This is a genomic window from Stutzerimonas stutzeri (genome assembly GCF_002890895.1).
In the GTDB taxonomy this organism is placed as follows: Bacteria; Pseudomonadota; Gammaproteobacteria; order Pseudomonadales; family Pseudomonadaceae; genus Stutzerimonas; species Stutzerimonas stutzeri_AB.
The window spans coordinates 26,562-39,699 of record NZ_POUL01000002.1 but is presented as its reverse complement, the minus strand read 5'-3'; the positions used below and the strand labels follow the sequence as shown (position 1 = coordinate 39,699).

General features: G+C 60.7%; 7 protein-coding genes and 1 pseudogene. 4 read left to right on the top strand and 4 right to left on the bottom strand.

The genetic code is table 11. The features are described 5' to 3' along the window. Positions 1-53: 53 nt before the first annotated feature. The 3 genes from CXK96_RS03215 to CXK96_RS03205 form a co-directional block, all read right to left on the bottom strand. A complete protein-coding gene (locus tag CXK96_RS03215; protein WP_102835070.1) occupies positions 54-2,162 on the bottom strand; it encodes an ATP-binding protein in 2,109 nt (702 codons plus the stop codon). Positions 2,163-2,442: 280 nt separating this feature from the next. After that, on the bottom strand, positions 2,443-5,028 hold the full coding sequence (locus tag CXK96_RS03210) for a sensor domain-containing protein (protein ID WP_102835069.1): 2,586 nt from the start codon (positions 5,026-5,028) through the stop codon (positions 2,443-2,445). 200 nt (positions 5,029-5,228) lie between these two features. Next, positions 5,229-6,119, bottom strand: coding sequence for a LysR family transcriptional regulator (locus tag CXK96_RS03205; protein ID WP_102835068.1), 891 nt, complete (start codon positions 6,117-6,119; stop codon positions 5,229-5,231). A 114-nt stretch (positions 6,120-6,233) separates the two neighbouring features. Between CXK96_RS03205 and CXK96_RS03200 the strand changes: the two are divergent. Both CXK96_RS03200 and CXK96_RS03195 read left to right on the top strand, forming a co-directional pair. Further along, positions 6,234-6,659, top strand: a pseudogene (locus CXK96_RS03200) (VOC family protein). 621 nt (positions 6,660-7,280) lie between these two features. Further along, positions 7,281-7,697 (top strand): hypothetical protein, encoded by a 417-nt coding sequence (locus CXK96_RS03195; RefSeq protein WP_102835067.1) that lies wholly within the window; start codon positions 7,281-7,283, stop codon positions 7,695-7,697. On the opposite strand, the gene CXK96_RS03190 is transcribed toward CXK96_RS03195, so the two are convergent. Then, on the bottom strand, positions 7,694-9,334 hold the full coding sequence (locus tag CXK96_RS03190; protein ID WP_102835066.1) for a Na+/H+ antiporter: 1,641 nt from the start codon (positions 9,332-9,334) through the stop codon (positions 7,694-7,696). The two genes, CXK96_RS03195 and CXK96_RS03190, sit on opposite strands and share 4 nt — an antisense overlap. 520 nt (positions 9,335-9,854) lie before the next feature. Here CXK96_RS03190 and CXK96_RS03185 point away from each other — a divergent pair. Both CXK96_RS03185 and CXK96_RS03180 read left to right on the top strand, forming a co-directional pair. Continuing rightward, positions 9,855-11,582 (top strand): tannase/feruloyl esterase family alpha/beta hydrolase, encoded by a 1,728-nt coding sequence (locus CXK96_RS03185; protein ID WP_256061638.1) that lies wholly within the window; start codon positions 9,855-9,857, stop codon positions 11,580-11,582. 278 nt (positions 11,583-11,860) lie between these two features. Then, positions 11,861-13,117, top strand: a complete 1,257-nt coding sequence (locus CXK96_RS03180; protein WP_102835065.1) for an OprD family porin — start codon at positions 11,861-11,863, stop codon at positions 13,115-13,117. Positions 13,118-13,138 lie beyond the last annotated feature (21 nt).

Sequence of the window (13,138 nt, the reverse complement as noted above, 5' to 3'; positions counted from 1 at the left end):
GCCAGCAGGCACTGGCCAGCACCTGTGCCTGTGCCTGCCCTCTGCGTGCGTCTTCAAATAGCGCCCGATGCAGCCTGCGCTTCAAAGGCGGCTGAAACCGTATCTGCCAGATGCTCGAGCGTGAAGGGTTTGGTCATCATGCTCATCCCCACGCCGAGAAACTCGGATCGAATCGCCGCGTTTTCCGCGTAGCCACTGATAAACAGGACGGGCAGATCTGGCCGTTTCTGCTGGATGATTTCTGCCAGCTGGCGGCCGTTCAGACCGGGCAACCCGACGTCGGTTATCAACAAGTCCAACGCATGCAAGCCATCGAGCAGACTCAACGCCTGCTGACCGTCTTCAGCGAGGTGGACTTGATAGCCAAAGTCTCCCAGCGCCGCGGCTAGCAGCAGGCGTACCGAATCATCATCCTCGACCACCAGGATCGCCTGCCCTTTACCGCAGGTAAAATCCACGGGTGCGACGGTCGATGCCTTCTCGACAGCAGACGTCTGCGCCAGTGGTATATACAAGGTGATCGACGTTCCGGCGCCCTCCTCGCTGGTTACCGAGACGAACCCGCTGCTCTGCTGGACGAATCCGTAAACCATGGAAAGGCCCAGCCCAGTACCTTGCCCCAAAGGTTTGGTCGTGAAGAAAGGTTCGAAAATTTTCCCCAGCACAGACTCAGGGATGCCAACCCCGGTGTCCGATACCCTGATGCTGACATAGCCCCCCTTGTTACCACCCAGACGAATCGCGTCTGCCTCGTCGACATCAGCCCGGCTGGTCACAATCGCCAGCGTGCCCCCGTCGGGCATGGCATCACGCGCATTGATGCAGAGGTTCAACAAGGCATTTTCAAGTTGGTTGGGGTCGACCAATGCCAGTCCAGCATTGTCGTCAAGCTGAAGCTCAAGCTTGATTCGCTCCGTCATGGTCCGTTTGAGCAAATCACCTAACGACAGAATCAGTGGGTTCACCGACGTGGCGCGGGCTTCAAGCGACTGTCGGCGGGAGAACGCCAATAAACGCTGGGTCAGGGCCGCCGCTCGGCTGGCGGACGTGTGAGCGGCCGTCATGTAGCGATCCAGATCGCCGTATTGCTGCCGACCAATACGAAGGCGCATCAGGTCCAGCGCGCCGATCACACCGGTCAGCATGTTGTTGAAGTCATGAGCGATGCCACCCGTGAGCTGACCCACCGCGTCCATCTTCATGGATTGACGGAGCTGCTCTTCGGTTCGGGCGCGCTCCTGGCTCTCCTGCGTCAGCTTTTCCAATGCCTCTTCCAGCGCACGGGTGCGTGCCTTGACCTGGTACTCGAGATCATCGTTGAAACGGCGCAGCATCTCTTCGTTCTGCTTTTCAGCGTTGATGTCGATGACCACTAGGGCCGCGCCTTTGATCTTCCGCTGGCTGTCATACAACGGCACGGCATTGACGCGCGTCCACAGCTCGGGCCCTTCGTCTGGGTAGTAGCGGAAATCCGCTCCTTCCACCGTTTCTCCGCGCAGCGCACGGGCGCCGGCGAACCGATTGCGCGGTATCAGTTGACCCTCGCTGTCCAGCCCCACCCACCGTTCGGCATGCTGAGTGTCGGCAGATGGGATTCTGCGATTGGGCACATATCGCTCGTAGGTGGGATTGCTGAGTACGGTGGTCCCGTTCACGTCGATCAGGCATATGCCAACCGGAAGATGTTCGACCAGCCTCTCGAGCGTCGCCTGCTGCTCAGCAAGTTCGACAAGACGGTCTGCAATTTCGAACTGACGGAGCCGTGAGCGCCAAGCCATCGCCACAGTACTCAGCAGAGCTGCCGGTGTTACCGGTTGCTCAAGAATCACCAGGTCCGGTAACCATGCAGGCAACCGCTCCTTGATCGCGGTGAAGTCGTCGCGTGATTCACTCCGGGTGTCGGAAATCAGGACAAAGGGGATATCCGCTTTGTCGCTTGCCTCCATGACGGCGCCGCCGCTCGCCATCGCCGATGCAAGGAACCGGTCGGTGGCGATCACCGCACCTACACGGTGATCCAGCTGTTGAAAAAAACTGTCGCTGGAGCAGAAAGCGATCTCATAACCCTCTTCGTCCAGTAGCTGGATCAGGTGAGAGAAATCGACGCCGCAGCCAGTGCCAATCAATAGCCGCCTGGCCTCGGATGAAATGTCAGCAGTCACGTCGGTGCTTTCCGGTAGTTAGGAACAGGTGAGGTTGCCCTTCGCGTCCGTTTAGCACTCAAACGTCTGCATAGAAGAAGCCACTACGTAAGCGCCCGATAGTCTGAAGGGGCTGCTGTGCTGGACAGCAGTGCGCCAGTCAGCCGCCGCAGCGGTCTGGCCAACGCATCTAATGTAGTGGTGTAGGCAAATGGTACAGAGCCGACTGTGCGGGCAGAAGCCACCGTGCATCTGATTCTTACAAGAATCGAGTTCAGCGCGGGCAGTAACGGCGTAAAGCTCAACTCGCCCGGCGATCGATGATGTAGTCCCCCAGCTTGGTCAGCGGCATGGGCTGGGCGAACAGATAGCCCTGCGCCTCGTCGCATGACGACCGCATCAACTGACGCAGCATATCGGCATCCTCCACACCTTCGGCCACAACGCGCATGCCAAGCGAGTGACACATTTCGGTCACTGCTTTGATGAAGTCGAGACAGTTGTCGGCCTTGCTTGAGGGGCAGAGAAATGTCCTGTCGAGCTTCACGACATCAATAGGGTACTGGCGCAAATAGGCGATTCCGGCGTACCCGGTGCCAAAGTCATCGATGGCAAGCCGCACGCCGATGGCCCCAAGGTTTCTCAGCAGTTGATGCGACGTGTCGGTGTCTTCGATAAGCCCGGACTCGGTCAGCTCCAGTTCAAGACGGTGCGTATCCAACCCGGCCGCACTTAATGCTCCACTGACTTCGCTGCACAATGTCGGCGATTTGAGCTGCACCGGTGACACGTTGACCGATAGCATCAACTCGGTACCGATGCGCTCGGTCAACTGCTGAATGTCTTTGCACGCCTGCTGCAGCACCCAGTTACCAATCTTGCAGATAAGGCCCGTGGCCTCAGCGATGGGAATGAACACTGCCGGTGAAACCAGTCCCTTGCTTGGGTGGTTCCAACGGATCAGCGCTTCCACACCGCACGGGGTGTCGTCGTCCAGGCAGATGCGCGGCTGGTAATGCAGCACGAACTCGTTTCGTTCCAGCGCTTCGCGCAAATCGAGCTCCAGCGCCATGCGGTTCTTGGTCTCGATGCTCATCTCGGCGGAAAAGAACTGCATCCCGGTGCCGCCTGCATCCTTGGCGCGATACATGGCGATATCGGCGTGCTGTAGCAGTTCGTCGATGGTGGTGTCAGGGTTTGGATACAGACACATGCCCATCGATGCCGAGGGGTAGTAACGGGTGCCGAGCACATCGCAGGGCACCTGGATCGCATGCAGCAGGTCGGTCGCCAGCCGCTCGGCCGAGCGCACCCCGTCAGGTAAATGGGCCACCACCACAAACTCGTCCCCGCCCAGGCGCGCCACCAGGTCACCGGATGGCAGCGCCTCACGCAGGCGATGGGCAATCTGCACCAACAGCACGTCGCCGTAGCCATGCCCCATCGAGTCGTTCACTTCCTTGAAGCGATCCAGGTCGATCAGCATGATCATCAGCTGCTGGTTTTCCGGGATGAAATTGACCAATTCGCGCAAGTGATCGTTGAGGTAGGTGCGGTTGGGAAGGCCCGTCAAGGAGTCATGCGTGGCCATGTGGTGAAGCCGGTGCTCGACCTGCTTGCGGTCGGTGATGTCGGTCAGCCCGCCTGACCATTCCTTCATGATTCCGCGGTCATCGAAGATCGGCACCGCATGACCGGACATATGCCGATACTCGCCGTCCGCCCGCCTAATGCGGTACTCCGCGCGCTTGTTGGTATAGACCGAACACATTTCTTCAATGACGGATTCAAGCTCGGCGCGGTCCTCTGGATGCACGGCTTCGAGCCAGCCCTTGCCTCGCGATTGCTCAAAGGTCTGCCCAGTGAACTCAGCCCAATCGTGCTGCGGCTCGACAAGATCAACCTCAGGCGAAGCAGACCAGATCAGACTATTCGTCGCTTTGACCAGCCCCCTGAAGCGGCGCTCGTTGGCTGCCATTTTTCGTTCAACCTTGGCCCGCGCCCGGTTGGCTCGATCACGCTGCACCACCAATGCTGCCGTGTTGGCCAGGAGGGTGATGCCTTCCTGCTCCAGGGACGACGGCGCGCTGCAGACAGTGCTGTAACAGGCGATGGTGCCCATCACCTCGCCGCCGTCGGAAAGCACGGGTGTCGACCAGCAGGCGCGCAGGCCATGCTCGAGCGCCTTGTCCCGGTGCGTGGCCCAATACGGGTCGCTACCGATATCCACGGCGACGCTTGGCTTGCCGGTGCGCACCGCCAAGCTGCAACTCGATTCATTGGAACCGGCATCCATCTCATCTACCGCTGCGACAAAATCCGCAGGGAGGCTGGAGGCTTCAACGAATCGCAGCTTGCCATCCTCGTCCAGGCGCATGATCGCGGCACGAATGGTTCCAGCCGACTGCTTTTGCGCCGAGCGGGTAAGTTCAACCAGTACCTCCGTCAAAGGTGCACCGGCCACCGCCAGCTCGAGTGAGCGCATCTGCCCTTCGGCAATCGCCTCGGAGCGGCGGCAGTCAGTCACGTCCTGGCTGATGAAATGCAGCGCGCGTAGTTCGGGATGGGCGGTGGAGCGACCGGTCACGCTGACCATTTGCACGCCGCTGTCGCCGACCAGGACACGGCATTCGAAGCGCACCTCATTACCGGTCGAGAGCGCTATGGCGACATGTTCGGCGACCGGATCGCGGTCGTCGGGATGGATATGTTCAAGAAATTCGGTAAGCGAGGTGCTGCCTAAAGAACAGGCATCGAGCGCATGGGTAACGGCTTCGACCGTTGCCTGGGTATCGCTCAGCGAATCGTCCAGTTCGACGTACCACTCCAGCAATCCAGCCGATTGCAGCGTGAAAGCAAGCCGGGATTGCAGATCTGGTTGGGCCATGCAGATTATCCAATGGAGTGTATGGCGGGCTTCAGGTTGGACCCACAGAGTCGGTTACCGTTCTGAGGCGAATCCATATGCGCGGCATTGCGTTGCCTTCCACCTTGACTAGGGTAGCCCAAGAGCCCGGCATGCCCCGAAAAAAGCCTTCTGTAGCCGACGTTCGGCGCGGCTGGCAGACGCTCTATCTCGTCGATTCACTAAGCAGCCGCCGGACGACCCTGCTCCGCCAGCACGTCCCGCACACAGCGGCGAAACAGCTGCTGCACCGGCAGCTGTCGGGCGCTGTGTCGGCCAACCAAGACCAGCTCCCGGTAAAAGGTCGCGCCCCCCAGACGCAGGACGCGAACGGTCGGCTGACGCTCGAGCCATAAGCCGGCCTCTGGCACCAGCGCGACGCCTAAACCACAGGCGACCATCTTGACGATGGCATCCAGCTCATCGAGTTCCAGGCCTGGGCGTACATCCAGATGATGTTTGCGCAGGAACTGACTCACCTGCCGACCGCCAAACGAGCTGCGGTCGTAACGCACGAAAGGCTGCTCGACGAGCAGTTTCAGCGGGTCATCACCGGCTACGTCGAGCGGCGTGAGTAGCACGAACGGCTCGCGTTGAATCAGCTCGGCGTGCAGTTCCTTGGGCAGGGCGAACGGCGGTCGGATCATGATGGCCAGGTCGATCTCGCCAGCATCGACCTGCGACAGCAGGTTCAGCGAAACGCCGGGAATCAGCTTTGGCGCGACACCCGGCGCTTGTTCCAGCAGGCGAAGCAGCACTGACGGTAACAGCCCGGTCTGTACGGTCCCGATCGCACCGATGCGCAGTTCGCCCCGGTAGTCTTCGAGAGAGTCCGGCTGCCCCATCAGACTGAACGTCTCTAGGATCTGCTCGGCCATCGGCACGGCCCGCAGTCCGGCCGGGTTGAGATAAGCCGAGCGGCCCGTTCGATCAAACAAACGCAGGCCCAGCGCCGTTTCGAGATTCTTGATCTGAGCGCTGACGGCGGATTGAGTCAGACCGACCTTGTGGCCTGCAGCAGCAAAACTGCCGCAGCGGGCAACCGCGAGAAAAGTTCTCAGTTCACGGATCATAAAGACCTAGATTGATCGAAATATTCGAGGCTCGACATGAACGATATCCGCTGTTGACGGGTGCGACAAATCGGCAAGATGGCACTCAAGGCCCCACAACAGAAGGAAGCCCTGATGAGCCTCTCCCCTTTTCACCTTGCGATTCCCGTCTACGACTTGCCGGCCGCGCGCCGCTTTTACGGTGAAGTCTTCGGCCTGGCCGAAGGACGATCGTCCGAGCACTGGGTCGACTTCGACTTCTACGGCCATCAACTGGTCATTCACGAGCACCCGCGCACTGCTACGCAGGAAGCCGCACACACCAACGCGGTGGACGGTCACAACGTCCCGGTCCCGCATTTCGGCATCGTGCTCAGCTGGCCCGAGTGGGAAGCCTTGGCAGAGCGCCTGCGCGCCCGCGGCACTCAGTTCGTGATCGAACCCTACGTGCGCTTTCAAGGCTAGGTAGGCGAACAGGCCACCATGTTTCTCTTCGACCCCTGCGGCAATGCCCTGGAATTCAAAGCCTTCAAGGACATGAGCCAGCTGTTTGCCAAATGACCCTGATGGTCGGCTGATTGAGCATCGGCGGCTACCCGCGACCCAGCAGGTTGGACAGCCTTGAACCGCTGGACCTTCCGCTTTCGGGCTGACGCCCCTGTGCTTGATCAGAGGCATGCAGCAGATCACGTTGAAGCCTCGCGGCGGATGGCTTACTGATGCTCAAACCCCGCTGCGAGCGAGTGCCGGTGCAACGCCGGCCTGAACGCACTCGTGCTGATCAGTGGGTTCTGTTGGACTCCAACGACTAAGCGAAGCTCTCGCATCTGATTCCGAGATGGCGTCCGCCAGAGCGTCATCCGTTCGCTGCAGGCTGCTGTCTCCCCGCACGCCTTCGTTCTGCTCGTGTACGCCCCGACGGTTATGCGATCACCTACACCGGGAATGGTGGCAGCGACAAAGGCATTCAGCAGATAAGAGCTGCGTGACGGACGAACTTTTCGCGCGCTCGGGGCTAAACAAAACCCTCGACCAACCGATAACCCGTCATGCCAAGCGAAGGCTGAACAGTTCACGGCTGAAGGCCTCGCACCGCACTATCTCGCGGATTTCGTCCTGCTGCGTATTGATCGCTTCAGCTCGAAATGCGCAACCACCACCCTGCAGACGGAAGCCATTACCGTGCAACTCATTGATAACCGAGCGCTGATCAACGATGCCTTGAGCCAGTCTGCGGAACTGACGGGGGGGCGCTTCGATCATCGCTATTGGTTGAGCAAGGTGGCGGATGTAAAGCTGCTGATCATCTCCAAGCCGGAAGTGCTTTTCGATCTTTCGGTCAAGGTCTACATCCCCTTACCGGCCGGGCAGCACACGCCGCTGACCTATGGCGACGGCTGGTTCAACTGGCACTTTCTCGGCAGCAAGAGCGCGGTTGTCACCATTGCTCGCGAGATTCTGGCGATCGCGATGCGCAACCGGAAATCTCACTCTCCTGTGCTGCAGGCCTGGCTGACCCAGCTGGTGGCGTTCAAGCACAGCGACCATACGATTGCCGTGCTTGAACCCGAGCAACAACAGGACTCGGTAGGCGGTTAAACGCTCTCACCAGCGCCCAGCGCGGCCTCTTCGTAATCGAGTTCACGTAGCAGCGTCTGCAGCATCTGCTCGTCGATCTCGTGCCGCTTTCTCATCCGATACATTTCCTTGCGCTGCACAGCAATGGCGTTGAGGCGGATATCGCGCTCCAGCGCCATGGTTTCACGTGCCTGGTTTGCCCGGCCGTGGTGATCCATCAGGGCCTCGATGTCGTGCCGGTAGGATTCGGTAACCCGCGCCGTGACCTCACTGCGCAGCAGCATCTCGTCCGGGTTCTCGACCGGGTTGGCCTGTTTCCAGTTCTCCAGCCAGCTGACCGCCGCCTGAGCGGCGATTCGACGGGCTTTTTTCAACTCTTCCCGATGTTCTTCGAAGTCGTTGTTGGGTAACTGCTTGAGGAAATAGGGAATACCCAGCGCCCCGATCAGCAGGGACAGGATGATCACCGCCGCAGCGAGGAAGATCATCAGATCCCGGCCGGGAAACGGCGTGTCGCCAATCATCAATGGGATCGAGAGCACACCGGCCAGGGTGATCGCGCCGCGCACGCCAGCCACCGCGCTTAGTGCGGAGAACAAGCCAAGGGGCTTGGGCTGAACCGTCTTGCCGAGCAGGCGGCGCACCCGGGCCTCGCCCCAGTGATAGGCAAACACGAACCCGAAGCGCACTACCAGCAGCAGCGCCATGATCGCCAGCGCACTGAACACCAGCATCGGCATGCTGTAGGTCTCGTGCCCGGCCGCTTGCCAGACACGCTCAACGATCCGCGGGAACTGCAGACCCAGCAACAGGAACACCAGTCCGTTGAAGCTGAAATCGAGCATTTCCCAGATGCTACGGTTGAGGATGCGGGTGCTGGTTTTGACCGGCAGCATGTCGATGCGGCTCTGCACCATGCCTGCTGCTACTGCCGAAAGAATGCCGGACATGCCGGCATGCTCAGCCAGGAAGAACGCAGCGAACGGCAGTAGCAGGATCATCACCACGTAGGTCGAGGGATCGAACAGGTCCCGCGCGGTCATCCACTGCTTGGCCTTGCCCACTGACCAGCTCAGCCCTGCTCCGATTGCCAGTCCGCCCAGCGCAATAACAAAGAACTCTCCGGTGACGTTCAAGAGAGAGAACGAACCGGTGATGGCCGCAGCCAAGGCGAACTTGAACGAGACCAGGCCCGTGGCATCGTTCATCATCGCCTCACCTTCCAGCTGGTGAGACATGTGCCGTGGCAGCCGGCCCTGGGCGATGGCGATCACCGCCAGCGCATCGGTTGGCGAAAGGATCGCGGCCAAGGCGAAACTGGCGCCCAGCGGAATGGCCGGCAACAACCAGTGAATGAAATAGCCCACCACCACCAGAATGATCAGCACCAGCACCAGCGCCATGGCGGTCATTTCCGGACCGTGCTCGGTAAATTCGCGCTTGGGTATCTTCCAGCCGTCGTAGAACAACAGCGGGGGAATGAACAGCAGCATGAAGATCTCGGGCCGCAGTTCCACGCCCATACCAAACGGCGGGAGCGCCAGCACGCTGCCCATGATGATCTGCATGATCGGCAGTGGTAGCGGAACAACGTTGGCCAGGATGCGACTTGCGCCGACCGCAAGCAGCAGCAGGAAGATGAGGTAAAGCGTTTCCATGGGGCGGGCTGATCTCTACAAAAAAGGCGGGGGGCATGCGGCCTGTGCGCGCACGCGACGAAAGTATAGTCGGGAGGTTTTGGAATAGCCGGTTCGCGGATCAGATCCGCTTGGACTAACTGGCGACAACCGCGACGCTTGGCGTGCTACAAGCACAGACGTCATCGCTCAGGCGCCCCGTCACGCCTGAACGCAGCTTTTCTGCGACTCTCCCCGCACCGCCTGTCGAAAAAGTCCGAGTAGCCATACAGAGTGTCCAGACGGGACGACATTGCGCCTATCCATGTCCTGCAACTTGGACAGACGAGATCGTCTGAGAGCACCGCGTTCAACCTGCTGCTCGACGCGCTAGAGCGGTCCGCCTGTGATCTGGTGACCGGTCATCGGCCTCAACCTCGACCCACGTATGACTGGCACAGCTTTGGCTCAACCTCCAGGCCCGGTTGCAGCGCTGTCTTCTCGGGTATCCACCTTGTGGCGTCAGCTACAAGGCATGACAACAAGAAGAAGGAAACGCCAAATGAAAGCACCCCATGCACCCCGCTTTCGCTACGCCACATCCCAGCGGCTGCGGCTGACGATCCCGGCCTTACTCGCGCTGGCAGCGGCCGAACCCACGCTCGCTGCCAGTTGCGCTGAGTTGAACGGTGCCCAGATTCCTGCCGCTGCGATAGCTCTGCCGACCTCTGGAGCGAAAGTTACCGCTGCGACGTTGGTGCCAGGCGGTGGCAGCGCACCGCAAACCTTTGGCCCATATTGCGACCTGAGCGTGGAAATCGCGCCGATTGACCGGAGCGCGCCCAACATCAGGATGCGCATCGTTCTGCCTGAACGATGGAACAGCAAAGCGATGATGTATGGCGGTGGCGGCTATAACGGCACCGTGCCAAACGTGGCCGGCAATGTTCCGGCCGGCCCGGTCGACCAGCCGACGCCGCTGGGCCGTGGCTATGCGGTGTTCGCCAGCGACTCTGGCCACGTAGCCAATCCCCTCAACCCCGGCGACTTCGCCTGGAACGAAGAGGCCTTGGCCAACTACGGTCACGATGCCTTGAAGAAGACCCGTGATACGGCGATGTACCTGATCGAGCAACGCTACGGCCAGCCTCCGGTGCGCAGCTACTTCGCCGGCGGTTCCACCGGGGGCCGAGAGGCGCTTGCGGTGGTGCAGCAGTGGCCAACGGATTTTCACGGCGCGATCGTGCTCTACCCGGCCTACAACGCCGCCGCACTCGATCTGCAATTTGGCCGCATTACCCGCGCGCTTGCCTCGCCGGGCGCCTACCCCAGCCTGGAAAAGCGCTCTGCCCTGCTGGAAGCCTCGATGCAGGCCTGCGACGGGCTTGATGGCGTGCGCGACGGGGTGATCAGCAACCAGGCGGCATGCAACGCCCAGTTCGATCCAGCCACCGCCAAGCTCAACGGCCGCCCCTTGCGCTGCTCCGATGGCGCTGACACGGGTAGCAGCTGCTTGTCCGATGCGCAGATCAGTGCGCTCAAGGTGTTCGATACGCCGATCCGTTTCAGCCAGCCCCTGGCCAGTGGCGAACGCGGCTACCCCGGCTTCAATACCTGGGGCACCGATCTGGGACGGCCTGGCGAAGGCCTGCAAGCGATCGTCAACCGGCTTGGCCTCAACACCCTGCAGCCCGACTATCCGATGCCGGTACACGGCACAGGCTTCGCCGAGGGCGCGCCCTACCACTCCGGGTTTTGGGATGAGTGGGTGCGCTATTTCGTGACCCGCAATCCAGCCTTCAACTCGCTGACACTTGACCCCGCCAACCTTGGCCCGTGGCAAGCGCGAGTCGATGCGCTGTCGTTGCGCCAGGACGTCAACCAGACTGATCTGTCGGCATTCGTTGCCAATGGCGGCAAGATTCTGATGGCTCACGGCACCTCGGATCAGTTGGTCAGCACCCGCGCCACGGCTGAGTACTACCGGCGCGTGCAACTGGACATGGGCGTTGGGCAGACCCGTCGGTTCATGCGCTATTACGAGATCCCCGGCTACGCCCATGCGGCCAGCACGGTGTTCAACGCCGCCTGGGATTCGCTGTCGGCGCTGGAAAACTGGGTCGAGGTGGGCTTCGCGCCCAAGCGCCAGATCGTCACAGACACCGTCGCCGTCCCTGGTCGCACCCGCCCACTTTGTGAATACCCCGGCTGGCCGAAGTACAAGCGACGCGGCGATGTAAACGACGCCTCCAGCTTTGTCTGCGTGAAGAGCCATCAAGGCCGGCACTGAAGCCGCCGCCGCATTCATGCTGCTCAGGATGAATGCGGCGCTTCGTAGCCTCCCCGACAAGCGTCCAGCGGACTGAACACTTCCTGGCTCCTGCCCTGAACATGTCCGCACGATTGGACATCCGATCCGTCGCCGCTGCCTCAGATCCTCGGTGCAGCAACTGCACATCCTGCTCCGATGACGCTCTGCGCACGCTGTTCCGGGATTTGTTAGCGCGCCCAACCAGAGCTGGCACGGCATTCGCTGAGGCCAACCCAATAACAACAAGAGGAAAGACCATGCAAGACCACCGCAAGACCACCCGCGGCCTCCTTTGCCTAGGCGTTGCGCTAGGCACTGCCGGCACCGCCAACGCCGCATTTCTCGATGACAGCAAGGCAACCGTCGAGCTGCGTAACTTCTACATGAACCGTGATTTCCGTCAGTCCGGCGCTCCGCAGTCCAAGGCTGACGAGTGGGCGCAGGGTTTCATTCTGAAAATGGAATCAGGCTACACCGAAGGGCCGGTCGGCTTTGGCCTTGATGCCCTCGGCCTGCTGGGCGTCAAGCTCGATTCCAGCCCGGATCGCTCCGGCACCGGCATCCTGCAGAGGGGCTCGTCCGGTCAGCCGTCCGACGACTACGGCACCGCCGGCCTGACCGCCAAAGCGAAGATGTCCAACACAACCCTGCACGTCGGCACCCTGCAACCGATCATCCCGGTGGTGATGCGCAACGACAGCCGTCTGTTGCCTAGCATCTACCGTGGTGCCTGGTTGCAGAGCAAAGAGGTCGATGGGCTGACGCTCGATCTCGGCATGCTCGACCGCACCAGCTACCGTGACTCCTCGAACTACGAAGAGATGGCGGTGTTCAATGGCGGCGCGCGAAATATTGTGCTGGGGAATACCGCCACCAGCGACGAGTTCATGTTCGCCGGCGGCAAATACCAGTTCATGCCCGAACTGACCGGTAGCTATTACTACGGCGGACTGGACGGCATCTACAAGCAACACAACACGCAGCTGGTCCACATCATGGCGCTCGGCGAAAACCAGAGCTTCAAGACCGACCTGCGCTACGTGCGCTCCACCGATGACGGCGGCAGCAACGTCGACAACAACGCCTTCGGTGCGCTGTTCACTTACAAGCTCGGCGGCCACGCGTTTACTGGCGGTTACCAGACGTTGAGCGGCGACACCGGTTTTGCGTATATCAGCGGTGGCGACAACATGCTGATCAACCTGCTGCAGATCAACGACTTCGGTAACGAAGACGAGAAATCCTGGCAGGTCCGCTACGACTATGACTTCGCCGCGGCGGGCATCCCCGGGCTGAGCCTGATGACCCGCTATGTGTCCGGTGACAACGTCAACCTGGCAGGCGGCGGAGAAGGTGAAGAGTGGGAGCGCGACACCGACATCGCCTATGTAGTCCAGAGCGGGCCGTTGAAGAACCTCGGCATGAAGGTGCGCAACGCCACCGTGCGCAGCAACTTCGGCAGTGACATCAATGAAACCCGCGTGATTCTCAGCTACACCCTGGCGCTCTGGTAAGACCAGAAAGCAACACAGCAA